The 25,549-nt window shown below is 61.5% G+C and carries 13 protein-coding genes and 1 pseudogene; all 14 read left to right on the forward strand.

The genetic code is table 11. The features are described 5' to 3' along the window. Window positions 1–294 precede the first annotated feature (294 nt). Window positions 295–7,791 (forward strand): hypothetical protein, encoded by a 7,497-nt coding sequence (locus NLF94_RS20555; protein ID WP_254841485.1) that lies wholly within the window; start codon window positions 295–297, stop codon window positions 7,789–7,791. A 3,138-nt stretch (window positions 7,792–10,929) separates the two neighbouring features. Further along, complete coding sequence (locus NLF94_RS20560) at window positions 10,930–12,288, forward strand: hypothetical protein (protein WP_049987564.1); 1,359 nt, start codon at window positions 10,930–10,932, stop codon at window positions 12,286–12,288. A gap of 409 nt (window positions 12,289–12,697) precedes the next feature. Beyond that, window positions 12,698–13,324 (forward strand): hypothetical protein, encoded by a 627-nt coding sequence (locus NLF94_RS20565; protein ID WP_254841486.1) that lies wholly within the window; start codon window positions 12,698–12,700, stop codon window positions 13,322–13,324. A gap of 248 nt (window positions 13,325–13,572) precedes the next feature. Further along, window positions 13,573–14,481, forward strand: a pseudogene (locus NLF94_RS20570) (replication factor A); the annotation flags it as partial. After that, on the forward strand, window positions 14,464–15,138 hold the full coding sequence (locus NLF94_RS20575; RefSeq protein ID WP_434084213.1) for an RPA family protein: 675 nt from the start codon (window positions 14,464–14,466) through the stop codon (window positions 15,136–15,138). The pseudogene NLF94_RS20570 and the gene NLF94_RS20575, both read left to right, overlap by 18 nt. Before the next feature lie 333 nt (window positions 15,139–15,471). Beyond that, entirely contained in the window at window positions 15,472–15,846 is a 375-nt protein-coding gene (locus NLF94_RS20580) for a hypothetical protein (RefSeq protein WP_089768574.1), read from the forward strand. Between the two features lie 403 nt (window positions 15,847–16,249). Continuing rightward, entirely contained in the window at window positions 16,250–16,981 is a 732-nt protein-coding gene (locus tag NLF94_RS20585) for a DNA polymerase sliding clamp (protein WP_254841559.1), read from the forward strand. A gap of 105 nt (window positions 16,982–17,086) precedes the next feature. Further along, window positions 17,087–18,538 carry an RNA-guided endonuclease InsQ/TnpB family protein gene (locus tag NLF94_RS20590; RefSeq protein WP_254841487.1) on the forward strand — a complete coding sequence of 484 codons (1,452 nt, stop codon included), beginning with the start codon at window positions 17,087–17,089 and terminating at the stop codon, window positions 18,536–18,538. A 51-nt stretch (window positions 18,539–18,589) separates the two neighbouring features. Continuing rightward, window positions 18,590–18,796: a hypothetical protein gene (locus NLF94_RS20595; RefSeq protein ID WP_254841488.1), complete on the forward strand. Its 207-nt coding sequence runs from the start codon at window positions 18,590–18,592 to the stop codon at window positions 18,794–18,796. A gap of 73 nt (window positions 18,797–18,869) precedes the next feature. Further along, a complete protein-coding gene (locus NLF94_RS20600) occupies window positions 18,870–19,208 on the forward strand; it encodes a hypothetical protein (RefSeq protein WP_254841489.1) in 339 nt (112 codons plus the stop codon). 104 nt (window positions 19,209–19,312) lie between these two features. After that, complete coding sequence (locus tag NLF94_RS20605) at window positions 19,313–21,931, forward strand: DEAD/DEAH box helicase (protein ID WP_254841490.1); 2,619 nt, start codon at window positions 19,313–19,315, stop codon at window positions 21,929–21,931. Window positions 21,932–22,013: 82 nt separating this feature from the next. Continuing rightward, window positions 22,014–23,561 carry a hypothetical protein gene (locus tag NLF94_RS20610; protein WP_254841491.1) on the forward strand — a complete coding sequence of 516 codons (1,548 nt, stop codon included), beginning with the start codon at window positions 22,014–22,016 and terminating at the stop codon, window positions 23,559–23,561. 141 nt (window positions 23,562–23,702) lie between these two features. Next, complete coding sequence (locus NLF94_RS20615; RefSeq protein WP_254841492.1) at window positions 23,703–24,734, forward strand: transcription initiation factor IIB; 1,032 nt, start codon at window positions 23,703–23,705, stop codon at window positions 24,732–24,734. Between the two features lie 102 nt (window positions 24,735–24,836). Beyond that, window positions 24,837–25,475, forward strand: coding sequence for a hypothetical protein (locus NLF94_RS20620; RefSeq protein ID WP_254841493.1), 639 nt, complete (start codon window positions 24,837–24,839; stop codon window positions 25,473–25,475). Window positions 25,476–25,549 lie beyond the last annotated feature (74 nt).

Here is a 25,549-nt window from a genome sequence, read left to right on the forward strand (position 1 = left end):
GCAGCACACCCCGCTGACTCCACGAGTACCACAGAGAGCCAGGACCTCTCTTCTACTTCGCTGCAATCCACGAATACAACCTCGCCGTGCCAAACTCAGAACAATAACTCGTACGGATGGACGGAACACTACGCGTGTATCCAAGTTCATCTCTACCAGCAGGATCAGGATCTCTCGATCTTCCCAGAAGACGCAACACAGGCCCGGGAAGCTGCGAAGAACGGAGAGTCGGCTGAAACCATCGAGGATTGGCTCTTCCGATACTATCGTACGGAGCAATACCCCGACTGGTGGATGCCGTCAGAGGAACAGATTGAGCAAACCCCGAAGCTCAAGCTCTACCCACTCACGAACGAAACAGTTCACGAGTACGAGACCACTCAATCTCTCTCCGTGTTTCCGGAGGAAGCTCGCGCCGTCCGATTCGCGGCAACTCATAACGCAACGGTGAACGAACTCCGGATGGCCCTCCTCAACTACTACGCCGTTCAGTGGGATCAGGGCTGGCGCCCGGACTCAGAATCATCCACGACCACCACAACCAACACAACTGCAGGAGGCGGCTCAAACGGAGGAGACTCGGAGGCTACGGCCAAGCCGAGTTCAAGCCCCGCTTGGTATGCTCCGTATCTTAGTGGGATCGTCGACGCCGTAAATCAATTTCGTGGATGGATGAGTGGAGTGCAGGAGTTCATCGGTGGGCTCCTCATTTGGAGCTTCAAGAATCCCATTATCGCAGGGATTGTCATCTTCACGTCTCTCGTCGTGTTCCTCCTTCTCGGAGTCGCACGGCGGATGCGGCGGACGTGGACGGCGATGCTTGCGGTCTGGTCTCGATTCGTCCGCGCGATCGTCTGGGTGGCCGACACTATTGGCATCGGAACGATCCGGCGAACACAAATCAAATTCTTCCGATTCCGTCGCACCCTCAACGTCTATGCTCACGCGTTCGCAGCGATGACTGGCTGGGCAATCCGCGAAGGGTTTCACCGTGTCGACCGTACGATCACAGACTACGTCACCGACGAAGACTCCAGCACGTGGTCGTATATCGCACCACCCGCTCACGCACGCGCCAGTAGCGCAGCTGATGCCGCCGTCTCGGAGACAACGTATGCGAAGAGCAAGCGCCTCCTTGATCCTCTCGATGCACCAGCCGTGTACGAACTCGATGAGGATGAACCACCGCGACCAGGAGACGACCTCTGGTACCGCATTACGGCCTCCGATCAACCGGCCTCACCGGAGACAATCACTAAACAGATCGAAGGTCTACCCAATCTCACTGACGGGCTGGAAGTCATCATCCGATCGGCACCTCATGACCCCGAGATCGGAGGAGAAGAAAGCGAGCTTCAAACTACTGAAGGCGATGGCACCCGACTCGCAATCGAGGTTCTAATCCACTTCATCGAGGACGGCCAGACGAGCACGCTCGACCGGACGAAGCACAACTGGGTACGACAAGCCTTCGGTGGTCCCGACTACGACGTCACGCCCGTCTCGACGACGCTCCAGCGACTCCTCCGCGCCCGGCCGTACCGGCGGTGCAAGCATCTTCTCGGGAATGATGCGCCCCCATCAGCGACGTTCCCTTGGAGTAACGCGCAATCATCGGACGCCGCGACAGACGGTGGGCGGACTATCGGCGAGGACACGCCCACACCGAGCGAACGCGCAGCTGCAGCCGAGGCGATTCCTCAACGGTACTTCCGAGAGCATCTTGAGGATCAGTTCACTGCGGTCTGCCCGGAAGCGCCCGTGAGCTATCCACTCGGCTCCCGAGGAACCCGCCGCTGGGACTTCCTCCAGCGACTCAACGTCTTCGACGAAACCGCTGCCGAAGAAGCCCCTCCGATGGAAGCCGCTCTCGATGCCCTCCTTGAGACCGACGAACCCGCACTTCTCCGTGCCCGAATTACATCCGTAGGCGACCTTAGTGATCTCATTCGGCAGAAACTCGACGTCATCGAGGGTGAGGAAAGTACCCAGTTCGACAAACGAACGAATCGCCGTGGGCGTAGCCGTGCGACACCAAGCTCAGGAGAGAATACCACCGAGGAAGACCGGGCTGCTGCTCGAGAACGAGAGAGTAGTCGGGTCCGTGGGGAAGTCGCGAGCGCGGAAGGGACACGGAACGAAGAACTCCAGAATAAGGGTGTAACTCGGAGTTTCAAAGTCACGATGGATGTCTTCACCCAACCCACACCCTTCTTGAACGATGCTCTCGAAGAGACTGCTGGAGGGTCAGTTGAACCCTCCTCAGAGGCCCACCCCGTCCCCTCCCCCCTCTTCCATTCAGATGGGGACTCCACCTCTGCCTCGACAAATACGGCGAGTGACGGGGGCGTCTTCACCGAAGAACAGCCCGACCTCAACGAGATAGACAGTACTGCCGATCTATCTGGCTCCGACGCCGACATTGAGACCTTAGCGAGTCGTGGTGACACTCTTCGAGTGACTCCCGAGACGCTTGCCGAAGCCGCAGCCAGCCAGCGGACTACGGCTCGCGACGACGCCTGGCGGCTCGCAAAAACGTGGGCGACTGCTGCTGACGGCGAGTTCAACAAGCTCACTGAACCACCAGAGAACAGCCGCCTCGCAAAGTGGGCACGGCAGTTTGGATGGCGGAGACATACGCTCGGACAGCTCCGTGACTCGTACCGTTTCCACCGCGCTCAGGAGTATGCTGGTAGGGCACCCACATTCGGCCTACACTACTCTCTCCGTCGCCGCTGGCCGATCGTCCTCGCCGCCGCCGACGAACTCCCTTCGTTCACAGCACTCCCGAGTACCAGCGCTGTCTCGGACGACCTCGCAGCCCATATGGAACGCCAACTCTCCCACACAGCCCCACTCTCTGAACTCTCTCCTGCCGAGGACAACGAAATCATCGGTACGGACATTGACGGGGCCACGCTCGGCTATGCGTTCGATCGTCTCCACACTCGCGACCTCGCTCGTCCCGTCAAACATCGCACGGACTATATGGACCGGTCGATCCTCCACCAAGGGCTCCCCGGCTCCGGGAAGTCTGTCGACCAAGCTCACGAGATCGTCGAGCGTCGGAAGGCCACGAACGGCCCCATCATCATCTACGCCGGCCCTGGCGCAAACGTCGGTGAACTCGCTGTGCGCGGTCTCTTGGATGAATTCGGCGAAGACTGGGTGCGCGAGCACGTCCACTGGTTCGATATGCCCGAGGTCCTCCCCGGACTAACGGTCTTCGACACACGACCCGCCCAACAGGCTGACGACGCCCACGGCAACCCCGAGGCCGCAGAGAGCGTCGCGACCGAAAACATCTCTCCCCAGCGCCCTGATATCGCTTCCAACGACACCAGGTGGGAGACACACGGCTCACAGGTTATGCAGACTGTCCGGAAGATAGCCGAACTTCTGATGGGTGAGAGCGACTTCCAGAACGCCCGCGTGTCCCGTGATGTCCTTCGAGCCCTTGGAACAGCCGGTTTCTCACCGCACACATACCCGACAGGCGTCGACGGCACGCCTGCGTACCAGCGGAACGGTAGCGACACCAGCAGTAACACACTCCCAACTGCTGACGACCTCGTGAGCGGCGAAAGTCACTCCAATGATGGAAATGAGGACGATTCAAGATCGCGCCAACCGACTGTGATGCCGTTCCGCTGGGGATACGACGCCAGCCCGTACGTCTACCCTCTCTGGCAGCTCCAAGAGCAGACCCAGCAGGTCACCGAACTGACGAGGTTGATGGACCCGGACATCCCGATCAACCCCAAGGAAATACTGCCTGATCCGGGCTCGCACGCAATCAAGCGGAATATGGAGACGCCGTTTAACAACCAACAGCACACCGCCCAGCAGATCCTCGGCGGTGTCACTAACCGTCTGAACGCGCTTACGACGGACGCCCGTCTCGCACCCCTCTTCAATAACACGACCCGGCGGTTCTCCTTCGCCGACTTCCTTTCTGGCGACCGCCAGAACGACGTCCTCGTTTTCGACGTCGAGGACCTTGACCCGGATGCCCAGCGTGACTTCGTCCTTACACACGAACTCCTAATGCAGTACGAACTCGAACTCTACAAGTCCTTCCTCAAAGAGGAGGCAACTGCGGACGATTACTACGTCAGCGTCTTCATCGACGAGGCCGGCCGCCTCGTCGAGCCGGATGACCTTGCAAAGATGATCGCCGTCGCCCGCAACCACTCTGTCTCCCTCTCACTTGCCGTCCAGACGCCCGACCAGCTCTTCGACGCCGACACCGACAACAGTGTTGGTGACGACCCGACGTACGCCGAGATCATCGGTAATATTCAGACGACCGTCGTGCGTGCCGGTGAAATCACGCGTCAGCAGGCAAAGGCGCTTTGTCCGGCCGACCTCGAGGTCGAGGACTTCATGGATCACGTCCGCGATCTCCCCGTCGACCACCGGCTCGTCCAGTATCCGACACCTTCCGAAGGAACACGGTCTCAGACCATCGAAATCGCCCGCATTCCCCTTCCGAACTGGCATCAGGATGCCGAGGAAGCCCCCGAAGGATACGATTCTCGCGAAGATTTCGAGGAGGCCTTCCGAGAGGTTCGCGCCGATGTCATCGACCAGACGAACGAAGAGTACGGAATCCCCGACGACGAGTCAGAATCGGCTGTCCGTAACCGGGCGATTCTCAACATCCCCGAACTCGCCCACCATCTCACAATAGACGACCCACTCCTCCCGGTTGTCCTCGCGTGGGCGACTTGGATAGTCGCTCGTGACCCACCCAACGGGCCCGGTGAAGAAACTCTGCACAGCGTCTCCAACACCGACAGCAAGCTCCCTGACCTCGAAGACCCAGTTGAACCAAATAATGATTCGACGATAGAGGACTCCCCGGCTGAGGAAGTCAGCGCGATAGATGTCCTATCGGACGATGCAGGACCCGATGAATACACAGCTGAATCGGTATCTACCAGTCGCGAGAACGATTCTCCATCCACTACGAGCGAGCAGCCAGATACGCTGTTCGACTCAGGTGGGTGGGCTCGCGACCAGTGGGATGAGGCGAAGACCGAGCTCACCCAATCCAATACCGAGCGCCAGACTCCTCCCTCGGCCGCTGAGAGCTCAGGCCCTGCGTCCAGTCTTCATCACGTCCTGAAGGGCAGTATGACGACTGACGAGTGGGAGGAGCTTACCGACCTCCTCGAGAAGGGGAAGTCGCTTTCCCCAGAAGAATGGGCGATTCACACCGACCTCCCGACGTACCGGAAAGACGAGGAATCCATCCAAGCCCGTGCGCTCAACAGCCGTGTCGCGACTCTCCTCAACCAAGGTATCCTCACCGAGGATGAAGTGGCCCGGATTCAGGAACTCATCGATCTCGCACGGGATACCGGGAACTGGCCACCGACTGCGGTTCGTGATCGTCTCGACACGGAGTCCGAAACTGCGCCAGCAGACAAATCGTCTCCCGAACAGCAAAGCGCAACTGTGGATAACGAGAGTGTGTCCGCGGCGATCGAACGCCGCCGGACCAGTGAGAGAAATTCTGTTGGGATCGACCCGTTCGATGGGGAGGAACCACGACCCGGAACGTACCGCTGGGTGCGCCTTGACGAGATGTACCGCCGGCTTCGCCTCGAAGTCGAGAAAGTCCTCGCCACAGAGGGCCTCAACGAGGGAGAACGTAATCGTCGCCGCGATGCCCTCCCCTCGCTCAAGGCGTGCGCCGATGAGATCGAGGCGTTAGGCACCATTATGACCCATCGGGGCGTCGCTGGCGACACTCCCATCCCGGAAACAGACGGTATCTTCGAGATTGAACTCGCGAAGCACCGTGACGACGTCCCCGGCGACGAGGGCTACGCCATTCGGTTGACTCCCGAGGGTGCTCGTCTCCTTCTCGAAAACGTGTTTTCGACTGGCTGGGTCGCAACCGCTGGGACCGATACTCACGATACCGGCCTTCGAGACGCTATGACGGCACTCGAAGACGCAGTCCCCACCCGAGTCAGTGGCCGGATCATCGACCAAGACACCGGGGACATCCCGGACGCCGTCCTCACAGTCTTCGCCAGCGAGCCTACGGAGTGCTTCGCTGACGACATCATCTCATGCACAGTCGAAGAGGAGACCGACCCACGTCGACACCCCACGAAGAAACTCCGTAACCTCAAGAAGGCGCTTAACACTACTACGAAGAGTGGCGAATGTCGCCTCCCCATCTTCGTCGCCGAAACGCCGTGGGACGAAGACGCGGGGTGCCCCGACCTTGGACCTGCAACCGCATTATCGAACATCCTCCGTGATCCGATGAACACTCAGTGGTCGGGTCGCCGGTTCTACTCGCAATCGAACACGCCAATCGAATTCGACGGCGGCGCCCGCGACGGCGGTGTCACCGCTGTCGTCCCCCGATCGATCGAAGAGGGCGCAGGCACGTCAATCTGGATTCGCGACCCGGACCCCGACTCGAACGATTGCCTCCTCGTCGACCCGACTGCCGACGACATCGGCCACCCCGACGACGAGGATATTCACCTCCGTATCGCCCCCGGTGACTTCCAGAACCTCACTCCTTCGAGCATCCCGTACCGGGCTACCTGTCCCCCGGGAAGTGCAAACGAGTCAGCTCGCTACATCGTTGAGACTCCGGGAAGCGAGCAGACGTACAAGTACGAGACGGAAGAGCGGTTCCGTGAGGATTGGGTCCGCGTCAACAAGCCATTCGTACCCGACATCAAGTTCCGGCACCCGGACTATCCGGAAACCGCATATGCCATCCTCGTCCGATACGAGCTGCCCCGCGCCGGCGACGACGCACAGGCACGTATTGCCTGGTTCGATCATCGGACCTCGGGCGACGAGGAGATGGGGACGCTTCGGCCCGTCGAGGACCTCATCGAAGCGATTCAGACGGGCGAACTCAAGCCGGCGTCTGCTGGCCCTGGAACGGCACCCGAGAGGACTCACGAAGACGAAGTCTCGACCGACGAAGCACAAGACTCTGAAGTGGATGAGGAAGACACTGGCGCGTCATCATCGACGGACGAGGCACCAGACGAATCCACTCCCGAGCCATCCGACAACAAGGACGAAGAGCTTGACGGCGATGATACTGACACAACGCAGTCCGAGGAGGGAGAGACAGACGATACTTCCGAACCACTCCAGGATGAGGGGAAAGCAGCTACCGCCGCGTTCATCGCGGCTTACCTCCGTCCTGCACCGAACAACGTCGTGGACGTGGATATCGCCTTCGACCGTTGTCAGGAATTCGCGAGCACGCACAACCTCGTCTCACCAGAATCAGAGGACGAGTTCGCAGAAACGATCGATTCCCTCTTCGATGCGTTCGACACGGACACCGGAATCGACGGAGACCTCTTCGACATCGATCGCGACGTCATCAGTGCCCTCGAAGAGGGATTCAATATTGTCTCAACGTCAGGTGGAAACGAAGACAGCACTCGAACCGTTATATTGGGTGTGAAGATGGTTGATCCCACAGAAGAAGACACGTCGTTCTTGACGGAAGCAGCGCCCGAGCAGTCGGCAGGTGGTGCGGCGTTCATTGCGAACCAGCTCACGTCCGACCCTGACGGAGCGCTTCCGAGTTCGGAAACCTATGACGAATACGTCGACACCGTCACCGACTGGGGATTCGAGTCTCTCCCTGACCGAGGTTCGAGTGTGACGTTCAAACGGTTCCTCCAAATCTGGGGTGCGGTGCTGTTCGGCGTCTCGGTCGAACGGAAACGCCGGCGGATCGACGGGTCGCCTACGCGGTGCTATACGCACCTCGAGTGGCGCGAGTAGCCTCTTGATTTTCTCTCTCAGTCTACCGCCTCGATCTCCCGTCTAATACTATGAACTCAAACTGATATTTCCGATAATTTCCCTTCTGACGGTGTCCCTTAATCCTCGATTTTCTAGAACTATTACTGAATAGCATATTTTGGATAAACCACCGGACGGAACGGTAATACAATACTGGAACGGTAAATCGGAACGCGAATCTCTGAGGACTCACAAAATCACCATATAGCGTCGGGATGGTAAACTGGAACGTCAATCATTAGCATACACTCCCGAAAGGACCGGATCCTTTTGCAAACTGGAACACCGTGCAGTCTTGCGGTTTTCACCGGAAACCTGGACACATCTACGCACCACCACACACCAGCATCTCGATAAACTGGAACTCCGCGCAGTCTTGCGATTTCGGGCCTATAGTCAACTCCGTGCTCAGAACACCCTTCGAGCGACTCTCCGCACTCTCGAAACTGGAACGCTACGCAGTCTAGTGATTATCCCCGGCTATTGAGAAACTGGAACACCCCCTTTCCCACTAGTATAGAGGGGGCAGATTCGTGTGAAAGGGGGGTACCGATGTGTTCCGGCGAGCGGGTACCCTGGCAGCGGGTACAGGCTGGCCCCCTGGGCGGTCGTCGAAGACGAGTGTCTGATGCGTATCAGATTGTGGAGAAGTCGGTAGCCGAAGCCGAGGTGAATAGCCGTTGTGTGTCGCGTGGAGAGCGCGGCCTGTCGTAACGTAGGAGCTGGTGGGTGGCGTCGAGGTGTAGCATCGAGCGCGCGTGGGGAACATACGGCTTTGCGTACGAGCGAGTGGGAGTGGATGGTCGTGTCGCGGTGGTGCCTACACTAGGGTCTGCTGGCTATCGCACGGGGGCGTCAGGGTGCGTATCTCAAACAGGCTAGGGACGTGCTGCGTATCGCGGCTCTCGCCTCGTGGTTCGTTCTCAGCGTGAGGATTGGGCACGGTGACGTCGACTTCGCGAGGGGCTGTCGGCTGTACTCGAGGCGGGGGGGTCGCGCCGTCGTGAGACGCCGTGGGCTGTCGATAGAGCATAGTGGTGTGGCCTCGGCGGCCGAGTGGTCGCTGTCGCCACCGCGTTCCGGCGTGACGGCCGTCGGCTCGCTGCTCTGGCGCGTATGGATGCCCAATCGGTGTGTCTCGAGAAGGGTGCCGCGCGCGTCGGGGTCGCGCGCGCTTTGGATCGAGACCGCCGCGACGAGCAGAGCTCGTCGGACGGTCTCCGTGGGTGAATTAGGACCGCGTCGTAGCGGCGGCTGATTTCCGGGACCTGCTCCACACGCTCTGGCCGCTGACGGCGGGCCACGATTTCGGGGAATCGCGTAGCTTTCCCCGAAATCGGCCGCCTCACCGGCCAGTCCGTGGGAGCCGATGTCGTCCACTCACCCGCCGAAGTCCGCGGATTGCGCGGTCACGAGACACCGACGCGAACCGGACCCTACCCGCGAGCGCAACCCGCTCGCGGGTCCCTTCCAGTCCGCGACGGCGCCTCGTAACACCGCTCATCGAGCGGATTCGGCGGCCTCGGGAGACATCGGGTCGTGCTACGACCAGGTTTCCTCACTCGGTCGCCCCCCTTGCGCTGGCGCGTGCAGTAGCGCGCGCCGCGCACTCACCGGGAGGGGCCGCCGGAGCCACCAGCGATTTCCGCGGACCCTACCCGCCCCCACCGGGGCGGGTCCCTTCCACGGAAATCGGGCGCCTCTGTCGGCCTCCCGGCGAGTCGGGGCGAAGCCGGGCACGGGGCCTGCCGAGCCGAAGGCACGGGAGATCGCGTCGCTCACTCCGTTCGCCTGAGTCATACGTCGCCAGCACGCTGAACCGGACCGGGTCACGATTTCGCGCGGATACCTTCCCGCGCTCGCAAGCTCGCGCGGGCCCCTTCCACACGAAATCGACCGGTTCAGCGCGCGGCGACGCACGACTCAGCCCGGCCATATGCGGCCGATTCATCTGCGTTCACCGACCCGCACCCGGACCTCGATTCCGGCAGACACTACCCGCCTTCGGCGGGTCCCTTCTCCCGGAATCGGCCGTGCGCGGCTGGTTCACGTTGTTCATCGGCCGCATCTGCCGGGTTCGCGACTCCCGTACCTCGGCGGGCAGGGCCCCGCACCGGGCTTCGTTCTGGCGGTACGGGCCACCCGCCAGAAGCCGCCGAGCAAAAATTAATTTCTTTCCTCTTAAGCGTCCACGGGACGGGCGGGGGAAGCCGCCGTGCCGTTCCTGACCTGGCACGATCTCAGCGGACCCTACCCGCGCTCACACGTTCGCGCGGGTCCCTTCCACTGACATCGGCCAGCTCACGACGGCAGCCGGCTCCCCTGCCGGTACCCGACGGCGCTCGCGCTATCACACACGCGCGAGCGCCGTCGTTCCGACAAACTCGAGGCCCTGACGCGGGCCGCGATTCCGCGGAGATACTTCCCGCGCTTCGCGCGGGCCCCTTCTCCACGGAATCGGCCGCCTCAGTACCTCTCGCCGTGTCGGAAGGAACGCTTAAGAGGAAACCATCCCCCCCACTTGTCGGATATGAACTGCACGTCTTGGGGAGACCACTTGCCGGATGCCTCTGGCGCGTGCATTCCCCTGATCGCGGCCGCCTTCGGCAGACACTACCCGCCTTCGGCGGGTCCCTTCTCCCGAACGCGCCCGCGTCAGGGGTGCACCCGCCGGACGCCTTCCAGCTTGTGGCGCTGGGCGCGGGCCTCGATTCCGGCAGACACTACCCGCGGCGCATCCGGTCGGTGCGCCGCGGGTCCCTTCTCCCGAAATCGGCCGCGCCAGCGGCCAAGACGCACAGTCCCTTCCAACTGTTGAGGGGGATTGAAATCATAGAGTCAGGTAGCCCGTGACAGGGCGTCGGGCCGTCGGCAGGCGGCGCCGGGCGGTCGGCGTGCGGAACGTCGGCCGCTCCGGCGCGCCCCGCGGTGGGTTTGTTCGCCCCTCCGCGGGGTGAAGGGTGTACGAATACACCCGTCGGTCGGCGGTCAGAAGACGGGCGCGATGGAGCGCGCCCGACAGGGGATCACTCCCCGGATACAGCAATGTCTAGTTTCAACTCAGGGCAAAAAAGCCCATCGGCGGTTGGACAGCCTGACAAGTACGACGAACTCGAGATGGATCTGCTCTACAGCAGTCCCCATCTGGAGAACGGCGATAACGTGGTCGGTGTGGACATCGACAAACGGCCCCCGACCCCGAACGACGAACCGGTCGAGGACAGCCAGGGGCAGGAACTTGTCCCCGGAAACTACGCGCGAGAACGCTCGGCGCGGATGGACGCGCAATACCGGGCGGCTGCCTCACAGCACGAAACGTCGGACAAGGACGACCAAGCTGACGAGACGGGGCTCCCCCACAGGCGCGAGATGACCGGCCGCGCAGGTGGCACCTACGCTGACGTTCAGGCAGTGATGCACGGCCAGCAGTTGGGCGACGTCGTCGAGGGCGATGTCGGCGAGTTGGTGCGTGGTGTCTCCACTGGGGTCTACTGGGAGCAGGCACTCGCGGAAATGGACGTCCCCGAGCCTCGACGCGACCTGCAAGCGCCGTTCGCGGAGGTGTCCCCAGAACACTACACGCTGGCGACTGAAGAGCGAATGCGCGGGGAGTTCGAGGCCGATGAGCGGAACCGCGCGAAGGCGATCGCGGCAGAGGTGGCGGGCATCAACCGGGCAGCGCGGTCGCGGGACGATATGCGGACGCGGCAGCCGATTCGCCACTCCGTCTCAGAGAGTGACGACCCGTGGGAGGGCCCGCCGGCAGAGACGGTCGGCGTCAAGCGGGTCGACCCGGCAGACGACGAACCGGTCACGACGACGTCCGTGAGTGACGCCCCTGACCCACGGGCGTCACTCGACCAGGAGACGCTCGCTCAGGTGAACAAGGGTGCCGCGCGACTGGCCGAGCACTTCCAAGGCGAAGCAGCGATGTCCAGAGCGACGTTCGGGAAGTGCATCGCCCGGCACATCCAGGACGGGTCGGACGTGATGAACGCGACGATCGCCGTCAAGGAGACACTCGAGCGGATGTTCGAGATCAAGCAGCCCATCGGGTCGATCGATCCCTACGAGCAGTGGGAGACGACGGTCGAGGCGGAGGTGACCACGCTGTGGACGCCGAAGCATCGGTCGCAGTACCAGGTGGGACTGGTGCAAGACGAGGCCGGCGACACGGCGAAGTTCACGGTCTGGTTCGCGGCGGGTGACAAGCCGACGCTCGCGGTGGGCGACCGGATTCGGGCGGAGCGGGTGCGTGTCAACGCCTACAAGGGTGATGCGACCCTGGCAGTCGTCGGTGATACGGACCTCACCATCCTCGACCGGGGTGACGGCCCGATGACGCGGCGGAAGCGGCAGTCGGATGATCCGACAATCGCTCCGTGGTCGGCCGATAGCGACCAGCACGCGTGGATCAACCACATCGATATGGAGCGGGCGATCGAGGTCACGCTCGGACGGCGGGACGACGAGTAGGCCATCGCTCGGCCGCTTTTTTGCGTGTGCCGCGAGTAGTCCTCAGGTAGGCATCGCAACCGGCTGGTTAGTGTGTGGCTCCCGGCACCCACTACCCACCGCCCCGCCCACCGCTCCGTGCTCGCGACGCGAGCGTCGCTGCGCGCGCAGCCACAACCTCGACAGCACCGCGTGGCCCGTGGGGGCGCTCGGCGACGCCATCACCCGTGGCGACCGACGTGAGTTTGTCCCTCCCAACAGGGGGTGAGGTGACTTCACAGATGTCCAGCGCAGCAGCTCCCCGTGAGCGATCGCGACCGCGTCAAGCACAGCTGTCCGACTTCCGTCGGCGACCCCGCGAACCGGGGCTCTACGAGCCACCGACGATCGAGGACGACGACTGGTGGCCTGGGAAGGCAGGTGAAGATCGATGACCGAATGGACGCTTCGCATCGAACGGGCGGTCAACGAGCTGATGAACGACCTTCCAGCTGACGTCGCGTCCGAGGACATCGTCGACCAGCATATGCAGCGACTCGTCGCGGACTACGGCCTCTCTGTAGATCGTGCACAGACAGCCACTCGGCAGTACCTCACTGCGTCCCGCGAGGGAGTGGCGGAGTACCTCGTCACCCATTTCGCTCGGACGACTGAGCCGCCGCCGACCCGTGACGCGGTCGTCGAGGATCTCGAATTCCTCGCCAACTGGAGTGTCCCTCTTGAGGACGCCTCTGCTGTCGTCCGCCGGAAGTACGACCCCGCGGACCCGGCCGATCCCGACTCTGGCCTCGACTCGGCAACGGGCGTTCCAACGGGTGCAACCGATGCTGAGGTCGCGGCCGCGATCCCCAGTCTTGACGACCACGAGTGGTCGTCCACATCCGACCGCGCCCACCCTGGCCCCGACGACTCAGATATCCTTGACGCCGATTCGCGGGAGACAGATGACGGCACCGCCGCCTCTACCTACAGACGCATTTGGAGGACACGGATTGTCGCCCGTCTCGCCTCGACGATCCGCACCGCTCGCCGGAGGCTGGCCGAGCATCGCCTCTGACCAACGACCGAACGCACCGCACGCGGTTTATCCCCCCGCGGGGGGTGAAGGGGGACTCACGACTATGCAGGTAATGAGCCGAATCCCGGCGCGCGTGGCGACACCCACCACCCGCGTTCCCGTCGCAACGGCGGTTTATTTCCCCCGGATTGGGGTGCAGGGGCGTGAGCAGGAAGGCGCGCAGGGCGTCGACCTGACTCGAGACGTCCCACAAGCCGATTCCAGAATGCGAATCGGAGTGACCAACGATGGCAGTAGCTAATTCCATTCCCGACGAAGCGGCAGAGCTCGCTGACCAATTCCCGGACGAAGTCGACGTAGATGAAGCAGAGATCGCCGAGCGATTCTCGATGCTCGTCGACGAGTACCGCGTCCCGAAGGACGAGGCCGTCCGCACCACGCGGAACTACTTCCTCGACGCGTACGGACTCGAGTACGACGATCTGGACGGCCAGAGCGGTTCTAGCGGTCCGGCCGACGAGCGCGAGATCGCGACCGTCGAGGGTCCGAACGAGTGGCTCTCGGTCACGGCGAAGGTCGTCCAGCTCTGGGACAACGACGTCGACTCCATCGCTCAGGTCGGCCTCATCGGTGACGAGACCGGCACCATCAAGGTGACCGTGTGGGAGTCCGCCGACGCACCGACCATCGAGGAAGATGGCGTGTACCGATTCGAGAACGTCGTCTCCGACGAGTACCAGGACCGACTCAGCGTCCAGGTCAACTCCGCGTCCGACATCGTTCCCGTCGACGACGAGGACGCCGCCGACCTCGACGTCGGCTCGACCGATGTCGAGGCCGCTGGCGCAGTCGTGGCTGTCCAACCCGGAAGCGGCCTCGTCAAGCGATGTCCCGGCGAGGACTGCACGCGCGTTCTCCAGAACGGGCGCTGCTCCGAACACGGCGAGGTCGACGGCGAGTTCGATCTCCGCGTGAAGGCGGTCATCGACGACGGCCAGACGGCCTACGACGTCCTCTTCAATCAGGAAGCCACCGAGGATCTCACCGGCATCACCATCGAGGAGGCCAAGCAGATGGCGATGGACGCTCTCGACACGAGCGTCGTCGCCGATGCCGTCGAGGAGGAGATCCTCGGACATTCCTACACGGTCTCAGGGCCGGTCATCGGCAACTACCTCGTGGTCAACGACTGTGAGGCGGGCAACACTCTCTCCGAAGACGCTGTCTCGCCCGGCAGCGCAGCGAATGGTGACCGCGAGGTCGCCAAGCGCGTCTTTGCCGAGGAGTTCAACAACGCAACAAGCACCTTCACCGAATCCGACGAAGACCGTGCGCCCGTGTACTCGCTGCTGCCGTCGGGTGAGAAGGCCAATCGTGTCTTCGTGGTCGGAACGCTGACCGAGACGACGGACGTCGGCAACGACTCCGAGTACTGGCAGGCCCGCATCGTGGGCCCGACCGGGACGTTCTTCGCCTATGCTGGGCAGTACCAGCCCGAGGCCGCCAGCGTCCTGCGGAATGCGGAAGCCCCGGCGTACGTCGCAGTGGTCGGCAAGGCGCGCACCTACGAGACCGACGACGGTGACATCAACGTCTCCATCCGCCCCGAGTCGATCAACATTGTCGACGGTGAGGCTCGGGACGCGTGGGTCGCGGAAACCGCCGAGCAGACGAAGGCACGGCTCGAGGCGTTCGACCCCGACGACCCCACCGAGAACGACGACGAGCGCAACTACGATGCGATGGCGGTCGACCTCTACGACCCTGACATCGATGCCTACGAGGCGATGGTCAGCAACGCTCTCGACGACCTCGAGGCTGGCGAGATCAACGAAGGAGAGGACGACGAGTAGGGCGGCGCACTCCCCGCTGACGCTGTCTCTCCCTCCGTCGTTCGACTCGTCTCACGCACTTCCATATCCACGCTTCGGGGGGTTTCTCCCCGGCAAGATTTTTTCGCAAACGCTCCCGACCCACCCCGAGCTCGGTCACGATGTAGAAGCGGCTGTCGACGCCGCGAACAACTGGCTCATCGACGAAGCGCAGTCCCTCGCATCTGTCGACGAAAAAGAATCGACCGTGGACTACTCAATCTCCGTCGAGTACCTCTACTCCTCTAGAGCCGTCCGCTCGCGTATCGGACAGGCAGTAGTTTGTTCTCCCCTGCCGAGAGTGAGGGATTTCCTATGACCGACAATCGTGACGGACAGTCTCCGAACCAGCACTCGGATAACTCCGTGCTCGCCGATGAGGAGTACGACCCCCTCGCGGAGTACAAACCGTACGCCGTCACTTCGCCGAGCTCGAATGGCATTGCTCATCACGTGCATACGAGTCGCCGTCCGGACTGGAAGCCGGGGCAGCCGTGCCCGCACTGTGGATCGAGACTGATCGTGTCCTCCTTCATCGGGACGGAAATTGCGCGGCATCGTGGCGGCAAAGTCACGCGGCTCGGCGGAGGTGACCGGCTCGGCGCCGTCGAGTATCAGTGCGCGGACTGCGAGACTGTCCTCTACAAGGACGCCGCATTCGATCTCTGGACGACCCTCCACTTGGACTGACCGTCGAGACTACGATGCCTCCACCAAGGACTCACAGGTCCGTCCAGTACGGCCGTTTTTCGCACTCCACGAGAGATGTAAGCTCGAGTGAGACGTCCCACACCACCCTCGAGAACAGTCTACTCGCGTCTACCGACAATCACGACGATCCCAACGATCACAATCCATCACACCTATGGCAGAATCCACACCCGAATCACCCAACGGTACCGACACCGACCCAAATGAAGAGCCCGACATCGACGTCGAGGCCGATACTGAGGTTGACGCCTCTGACACGGAGGCCGAAGCCCCCGACGCTGACGGGACGGAAGTCGAGAAAGCAGATGACGCAGAGACCGATAGTGACGGCAGCGATGAGGAGTCGCCGTCCGACTCCCGCCCACCCCAGGCGTTCTCGGCGATCATCGAGGCTGACCGCCTCGACCAGACGATCACCACGCTTAGCGTCCTCGTCGACGAGTCTCGCGTCCACCTGAACGATCTCGGCCTTCGCCTCGCCGCTGTCGATCCCGCGAACGTCGCGATGGACGAGACGAACATCACCGAAACCGCCTTCGAGTCTTACCAAGCCGATGGTGGCGTCCTCGGCGTCGACCTCACCAAGCTCGCCGACGTCGTCGGTATGGCTGACAACGACGACCTCATCCAGATGTCGCTCGACCCGGAGACCCGCAAGCTCCTCATCGAGTTCGGCGGTCTCGAGTACACGCTCGCACTCCTCGACCCCGACACGATCCGCCAAGAGCCCGACATCCCCGACCTCGACCTCCCAGCACGTGTCGTCCTCGAAGGTCGCGACATCGACCGTGCTGTTCGGGCCGCCGATATGGTCTCCGACCACGTCGAACTCATCGTCGATCCCGACGACGAGGCCTTCCGCGTCCACGCCGAAGGCGATACCGACGATGTCGACCTCGAACTCGGTCGCGACGACCTCATCGACCTCGAGGTCGGCGCTGCCGACTCGCTCTTCTCGCTGGACTACCTCAAGGATCTCAACAAGGCGATCCCGAAGGACGCCGAAGTCGAAATCCTCCTCGGCGAGGACTTCCCCGCGAAGTTCAACTACGAGTACGCCGACGGCGCCGCCACTGTCACCCAGATGCTCGCCCCCCGGATTCAAAGTGACTGAGATCGATAGGCCCACCCAAACCATCTACCCTCTTCAGCCGGTTTATGAGTCCTGTGCCACCTGCACAGCAGTCTTTAACACACCACCGTGTGATGGTTTAGAAGGATGAGACGCGTCAATACATTCGATGTCTGTCCTCACTCCCGTAGGGACAAGCTTGCACTCATTGAGCTGTTGGACGCGTCCACCGCGTGCTGGAACCAAGTCCAGTATGCTCGCCGTCAAGCCTTCCTCAATAGGAAAGAATCAGAGGGCAACGCAACTGTCTCACAGCTTAAACAGGCCGTCAAGAAGACCGCTACCCAAGAAGAATACCGTCAGAAGTACATTCAGCAACTCTCCTCAAGCATCCCCCAGCAACTTGTCCAGAAGAATTGGCAGACGTGGGACGGCTTCTTCGAACTCTTGAAAAAATACCGTAACCCGGAGGATGACAGCGTGACAGACCGTCCCGGCCTACCGGGATACTGGAAGGAGGACGGCGTCCGAACGCTCCATACGCTCCTCCGCAACGATACATATACGCTTTCGCTAGGCAAGCGTTCGCGACTGCGAATTCCACTGGGAAAGGAGCTCAAGGAGAAGTACGGCATCGGATACCACGAAAAACTCACACTCGAAGTTCGTGGCCGCCCGCACTGGGAGGGCAAGCAGGGCCGTCTTGAACTCGTCTACGACCGTGAAACCGAATCGTTCACCGCACATCAGTCCGTTGGCGATGACACGCATACACCGTCGAGACGGACCTCTACTCACTCCCACTTACTGGCCACTACGGACGGCGAGGACGTGGTGGCAGCGGTGGACATCGGTGCGAACACCCTCGCTGCCTGTACGACGAGTCGAGGTGACCACTGCTTGTTCCACGGGCGCCCATGCTTCGAAGACTTCCACGCATACACCCGAGAAATCAGTCGTCTACAAGCTATGCTCCCCGATGGCCGGTACTCAAGCAAGCGTATTCGGGAAGTGTACCGGAAGCGTAGCGTGAAACGCGATCACGCGATGGATGCACTCATCCAGCACCTCGCGGAGTGGTTGGCAGAACACAATGTTACCGAGTTGATTGTCGGCGATCTCTCAGATGTCCTCAAAACGCACTGGTCGGCGCGGGTGAACGAGAAAAATCACTTGTTTTGGGCACATGGGCGATTTCGTCGCCGGTTACACGAGGTCGTAGAGGCTGAGTACGGGATTATGGTGCATGAAAAGTCCGAGGCAAACACGTCCTCGCGGTGTCCTCACTGTGGAGCTGAGAACGTTCATCGAAGCGGTGATCTCTTGCAGTGTCGAACGTGCGGCGTGGAAGCGCACGCAGATGTAGCGGGAAGTATGAATTTCCTCGTCACTGAAACCGCAGTAGAGTATCGTGATTTGAATCAAGGTGGGTCGATGGCTCGGCCCGCGGCTTCCGGTCAGAACAGGCTGGGAGACGCAGTTGCGTGCTTCGAGTGGGACGATCACTGCTGGCGACAGCGTGATCACTCGACCAAAGAGGAACCCGCAAACCACACCCGTCAGGGGAAATTTCCCTCCGGTGACCCAGGCACGGCCTGATTCACTCACGCGGAGGATTCCACGGCATGACCGCCGTGGAGGAAGTCAATGATGTCTCTAGAATCCATGACGTCCGATTCGACTCCACCACTCGATCCTGAACTCGAAACGAGCGCCGAACAGACTGGCCTCGATGATTCCCAGCTCGTCGAGGGTGAAGCCATCGTCGACCTCAACATCCCCGACGACGTTGCCTACGATGTCGACGATCTCGGCAACGGCCGCCTCGCCATCCAGTACTGGGAAGTCGATCCCTGATCCCCGCTCTCGTACCGCCCGGCCCCGGCTGCACCCCTGAGGTTAAACGTCCGGGCAACGCACTTTCGATTGATTGCCCGTGAAACCCTCTGCTGCTGCCCCCGCTGGTCAGATCCTCGCGTACAGCTGCCCCCGTTGCGAGCACAAGGGGATCTACTACTACACCGATCTCGCCCTCTACGACAACGACCGCGATCCTGGTGAGGACAGCATCCTCCCTGAGCACGCGCCCGCCGTCCCCGGCAGCGCGATCGACGCCGACGCCGATGCCATCGTCTGTCCGAACGAATCGTGTGGGCTCGTGCAGTTCCGCCATGTTGCGTTCGAACTCCTTCCCTCGACGGCTGTCCGCGCACGTCGCTCGACATCGGCGGACGACGGGACGAGCGCGCTCGTTGAGACTACTCCGTAGTCGGCCTCGGGAACACCTCACTCCGCTCGTCGAAGCACCGTCATCCACGGCTCTCTGAGGTCTCGCACGGCATTTCTCTCCCTCCACTGGAGGTGAAGGAAGTTATGACGAAGGAGTCACCACCGTCAGAGTCGGACGTGTCGCGTGCCGGCTCGAAGAGTCGCTCAAAGACGAACGCCGACGCGGCTGTCTCTCAGAATGTGGAGCTCGAAGCGGGGACACGCGCCTTCGATGAATCGGCCGGCGAACGCCCCTCGATCCACGATACTGTCGACTGGCTTGCCGAGAACGAGGCCACCGTCGGTGGAAGCCTCGTGAACCACCGCGTGATGACCGGGCAATCCGCGCAGACTACGGATGTCCCCCTGCGCCCGGAGCTCTCCGAGGCGATCCGCGAGAAGGGCATCGATCAAGTCTACGACCATCAGGCGGAAGCGATTCGGCACGCTCGACTCCGCAAACACGTCACCCTCGCGACCCCGACCGGGTCGGGGAAATCACTCCCGTATTCGATTCTCGCCGCCGAGCGCGCCCTCGTCGACGACGCCCGTACTCTCTATATCGCACCGACGCGCGCTCTCATCAACAACCAAGCCGACGATCTCTACGACTTCCTCCAGAACGTCGACTCCAGTCTTGACGCAGGGCGCTACACGGGCGGACTCTCTCGACACCAGAAACGTCGCGTCCGCGAGCGGCAACCGCACGTTCTCGCGACGACGCCTGATATGATCAACTACTCCATCCTCCCGTTCGCCCACAAACTCTGGGGCTGGTTCCTCTCCAACTTGGACCTGATCGTCATCGACGAACAGCATCAGTACCGTGGCGTCTTTGGTAGTCACGTCGGCGTCGTCCTTCGACGACTCCGTCGGGTCGCGAAAACCTTCGACGCTGACCCGACAATCGTCGCCTGCTCAGCCACCATCGACAACCCTCGCCAGCACACTGTCCAGCTGACTGGCGTCGACCCAGCCGACGTTCACGTCGTCGACCAGGACACAAGTGCTGGCGGCTCAACGCACTGGCTCTTCTGGCAACCGCCCCGCGGCCAGCAGGGGCAAGCTCGATCGACACACCGGACAACTGCACGTCTCGCAGCGGCGCTCGTCGAACGCGGTCTCCAGACCATCGTCTTCACGCGAAGCCGACAAGCGGCCGAACAGTACGCTCAGGTCACCGCTCGCCGCCTCCAGCGTGACGGTTATCCCAGCCTCGCCGACGACGTGGCCGCGTATCAAGCCGCACTCTCGGACGAGCGGCGAGAAGAACTTGAAGCCGGGCTGCACTCCGGCGACATCCGCGTCGTCTGGAGCACGAACGCCCTCGAGGTCGGGATCAACATCGGGAACCTCGACGCCGTCCTCGTCGACGGCTATCCGGGAACACGGATGGAACTCTTCCAACAAGCCGGCCGTGCCGGCCGGGGGACCGACCCGAGCATTGTCGGCCTCGTCGGCGGCGCAGATCCGCTCGACCAATACGCACTCGACCATCCGGACGATCTCCTTGACGGCAGCGTCGAATCCGTTGAATGCAACCCCCAGAACCCACGTGTCCTTACCGAACACCTTCCGGCAGCCGCCGCCGAAGCCCCCCTCTCCACCGACGACAACACTTGGTTTGGCGACGACCTCCCGAAGTACGTCTCAGCACTCACCAATGCCGGCGTCCTCGACCGCTCGCTCACATCGACAGATCTCACATGGACGTACGTCCCCGACGGGGGACCGCCGCCGAGCCAGCACGTTTCCCTCCGGTCGATCAACTCGCGCTCGCTCCGTATCGTTGTGACACCGGACGACCAGTCCTCCCCGGATATCCCCGCGAGTAACGAGCTCGACGTCCTCGGTGAACTTCCACTCGCCTCCGGTCTTCGTGATGCCCACCCCGGCGCGATCTACTTCCATCAAGGCCAGCGATACCGCGTCATCGACGTCGATCTCGATCCGGAAAACTCGCCGGGAGCATCCGGTTCTGCTTCGCCAATCGCGTGGGTCGAGCCTACAAACGCGACCTACACGACTAGCGCGGTCACAGACCGCACGCTCACGCTCCAAGACGCCGACGAGTCACGCGGCCTTCCCGGCACAGCCGACCCTGAGGTTGCGACTGACGGCGGTGACGCAAGCGCCGACACAGCACCTCCCGCCGTTCAGCTCACCGAGTTGACCGTCAGCGAAACCGTCGTTAGCTACTACACCCACCAGTCCGGGAGTTCGAATGGACCTGTTCCCATCGAGACCGACCTTCCGGAAACCGAACTCTCCTCGGATGGTCTCGTCATCAGCATCCCGCCCACCATTCGGGATGCCTTCACCGAGGAGCATCCCAACGCGGATGACCCTGACGCGCCATCGCCGTCCTTCGAGGGGAGCCTCTACGCCCTCACGAACGCACTGCTGGGCGTCCTTCCAGCAACCGTCCTCTGCGACCGCAGCGATATGCGCGGGCTCGCAATCTCGCGTCTCGACACAACCGGCCACCCTACGATTGTCCTCTACGACGACCATCCTGGTGGTGTCGGCCTCGCTCGTCGCGTCTTCCAGCACCTCGAGGATGCCCTCGAATTCGCACAGACTCGCGTTGCCGACTGCGAATGTGATGAGGGATGCCCGGCCTGTATCCACCACCCTCACGACGCCTCGAGCAACCAGACGCTCGACAAGGTCGGCGCGCGTCTCCTTGCGGATCTCCTCCTCGACGATACGCACGCGGCCTGACCACTGCATCATCTCCCCTTCGCGACACCCTCCCATGGACTAAAGTCAGAGAACTGCATATATTCTGGCGAGTTGACTACTCATGGCGAGCGATCTCCCCGCCCCACCAACCGAGTCAGGCGTCTATCCCGAGGACCGTATGAAGGTCTCACGATGGCTGACCTGGAAGGAAGCCGATGACGGCCGCAAGATTCCCCGCGCACCCTACCACAACTCAAACCAGCCAGATCGGTACGTCTCCGCGCAGGACCCAACCATCTGGACGGACTTCGAGACCGCAGCAGAGTGGGCGGATAAACTCCCTCATCACCAACTTGCGTACGTTATTCCCGACCGCAACGACTTCGAGACCGACCTCGTCGTCATCGACTACGACGACGCCCGCGATCCCGAAACGGGTGAAATCCATCCCCTCGTCCATGATCATCTTGCTGACGCCGATTCCTACGCCGATGTCTCTCCGTCTGGAACAGGTGTTCACATCCTCTGCCGCGGTCAGCTCCCCGAGCGCGTCAAGACCATCTCTGACGACCTCTCCGAACACGAGGCCCTTCCCGAGGCGTCGATCGAGGTCTACGAGTCCGCGCGTTTCATCACGATGACCGGCAGACACATCGCCGGTACACCCACCGAGACGCGCGACTGCCGGACCTTCCTTGATGGGCTCGTCGAGGACTATGCGACCGTCTCCGCAGCGACCCCCGATGAAGTCGCCTTTGAACCGGATACTACTCGCGAGGACATCGAAGACGTCGAGACCACGAGTGACATTCAGGATGTTTTCGACGCCATCCAGCACGTCCGACCGAGAGACATCAGCCTCCGCTCGACTGTCACTGAGGAGCGCGCTGACGGTACGCAGTCACTGGATCCATCCTGGGCGAACTCTTCGTCTGGCACGCGCCTCGCCCAGCTCGATGAAGGCTGGGTGTACCGCGATGGTCTCATCGGCCTCGACGCTCTCCAAGTCGTCGCCCTTGAGGAAGGCATCATTACTGGCGAACGAGATTATCCCTCTGGGGAGGACTTCTGGGAGGCCGTCGACGAGCTTCGTGCTCGCGGCGCGCACATCCCCGAGTACGAGGAGGACAAGTCGGAGGCCGCCCCATCGGCAAGCGACTGGTCGCCTGCTCCTGACTACACCCCTGACCGCGATGCCGACGCCCCGGCGACGGGCAGTTCATCACCGTCCGATCTGGGGTCATCCCACAGTAGCGGTCGGACGCGTGGCCGCGATTCTCCCCGACGCGGCGAGGGCGCAGAATCACTCTACAAGGCAGAAATCGACCGTCTTGAAGCCGAACTCGAAGCTCGAGAGGAGCGGATAGACGAACTCGAAGCCGAACTTGATGAGCGAACAAAGAAACTTCGGCGTATCCACGTCCGTAACTCCCAACTCGAAGACGCCCTCGAGAACGACGCCGAAGTCCAAGTCCGTGCCCTCGATACTGACATGCTCGTCGACATCCTGGATGACCAAACGCTCGTTGCGATCGTTGAGTATGTCGCCGACACCCACGCTGACGACGATGGCAATCTCGAGCTCTCCACAGCCGACGACTCAGGTGGGCGTCTCGACCGTCTCAAGTCCTTCCTTCGCTCGGACTCCTCGTCCTCAACTTCCCGCTGAACACCTGGTGATTTTCACTCGGTATCAGGGGTGTCCTCCCTATCTTAGAGCCGCATCCACCGTCTTACCTCCCGGTTCCTGTTTTTCTTCCCCAGACGTGAGGTGGCGGGAGTCATCACCGATCCCTCTCCGTCCCTCACTATGACCGAGAACGATTCATCCACTCCCGATAGCAACCGGGTTCGGACTCGCAAGATACCCGACTCGGAACGTACGACTGGACCATCCGAGACCACTGACGCCGCCGTCGCTGCTAGGACCGCTACGTGTCCCGAGTGCGACGGAGATCTTCACGTCGACCACGTTCATGGAGAAACCCGGTGTGCTGACTGTGGACTCGTCGTCACGGAGAATGCTATCGACCGCGGCCCCGACTGGCAGGCCTTCTCTGCGGACGAACGGGAACAGAAGTCCCACACAGGGAGTCCACTCACGCCAACCCAGCACGACTTTGGCCTCAGAACCGAGATCGACTGGCGCAACAAGGATGCCCACGGGAACACCATCTCCTCACAACGGCGAGCGCAGCTGACCCGACTTCGCACGTGGCAACAACGGTCCCGGACTGGGAACTCGAAGGAACGCGGCCTCAAGGCGATGCTTTCAGAAATCCAGCGTATGGCCGCTGCTCTCGATCTCCCCGACGATGACCACGACATCGCCGCCGTCATCTGCCGCCGGGCCAGTGATCAGGACCTCCTTCCCGGTCGGAGTTACGAAGGCGTCGCGACTGCCGCCGTCTACGCCGCAATCCGGCAAGCTGGCCTCCCACAGGATCTCGAAGCCCTCACGCAGGTCAGTCGAATCGACGATAAAATCCGTATCAAGCGCACCTACCGATATCTCGTCCGCGAACTCGAGCTCGAAGTCCCGCCGCCCGATCCACGAGACTATCTCTCCCGCCTCTGTTCGGAACTCGATCTCAGTCAAGAGACCAAGCGGTTTACGATGGAACTCCTCAAGGACGTTATGGAGGCAGGCATCCACTCCGGGAAGCATCCCGTCGGTATCGCCGCCGCTGCCCTCTATGTCGCCACGCACCACTCAGATTCTCCTTCCAGTGACTCGTGTACGCAATCCGAACTTGCGGAGGCCGCGAACGTGAGTGTGGTCACGATTCGCAACCGCTACCACGACATCCAGGATACGTGTTTCCCGATGGTCGAAGCCTGACTTCTCGAACGTGGCCGACCACATTTTGACGACCGACAAATTCAACCAGAGGATATCGAATTACGCACCAATCTTTATGAAGTCATATTCTGAATTTCAGCTATGCCGACAGTTGAGGTGTGGTCACTGTGGCTGCACATTGCTGCAGGCATAGCCGCTCTGTTCGCTGGCCTCGGCGCACTCGTGACCAAAAAGGGAGGAATGAGACATCGTCAAGCCGGGAAGGTCTTTCTCGTATCGATGGGCGTTGTTGTTGCCACAGTGTTCGTCCTAGTAGCTATCGACCCTGTGGCGTTCCGTATCATCCTCACCCTCGTTGCGATCTTTAGTGGATACCTTGCGTTCTCAGGATACCGTGTACTCTCTCGAAAACGCCCGACCAGTACTGCCCATATGGTCGACTGGGGAGCTGCTGGGAGCGTCGTTCTTGCGTGTGCTGGACTTGGTCTGTGGGGCATCAACTGGTTTCTTGATGGGAATTCTTTCGGGGTTGTGATGATCGTCTTCGGTGGAATCGGCATTGCGTTCGGAACACTGGATATTCATTCATTCTATGGTGAGAATTCTGGGGAATGGATGGTCAGCCACCTCCAACGGATGATTGGTGCGTTTATTGCTACGGTTAGTGCCGTTTCAGCTGTCAACCTCACGTCCGAACTGGGAATTATAGCGTGGTTGTTGCCTACTCTCCTCGGCGTTCCCCTCATCGCATACTGGTCAAATAAGTACAGTTCTCCCTGAATATGGGTGCTTCTGAATCTAATTTCAAGCCGACCACATCGATTTCAAACAATCAAGAAGATGGATCATTTCAA

Origin of the sequence: Natronomonas marina, from assembly GCF_024298905.1 — an archaeon.
Classification (GTDB): Archaea; Halobacteriota; Halobacteria; order Halobacteriales; family Haloarculaceae; genus Natronomonas; species Natronomonas marina.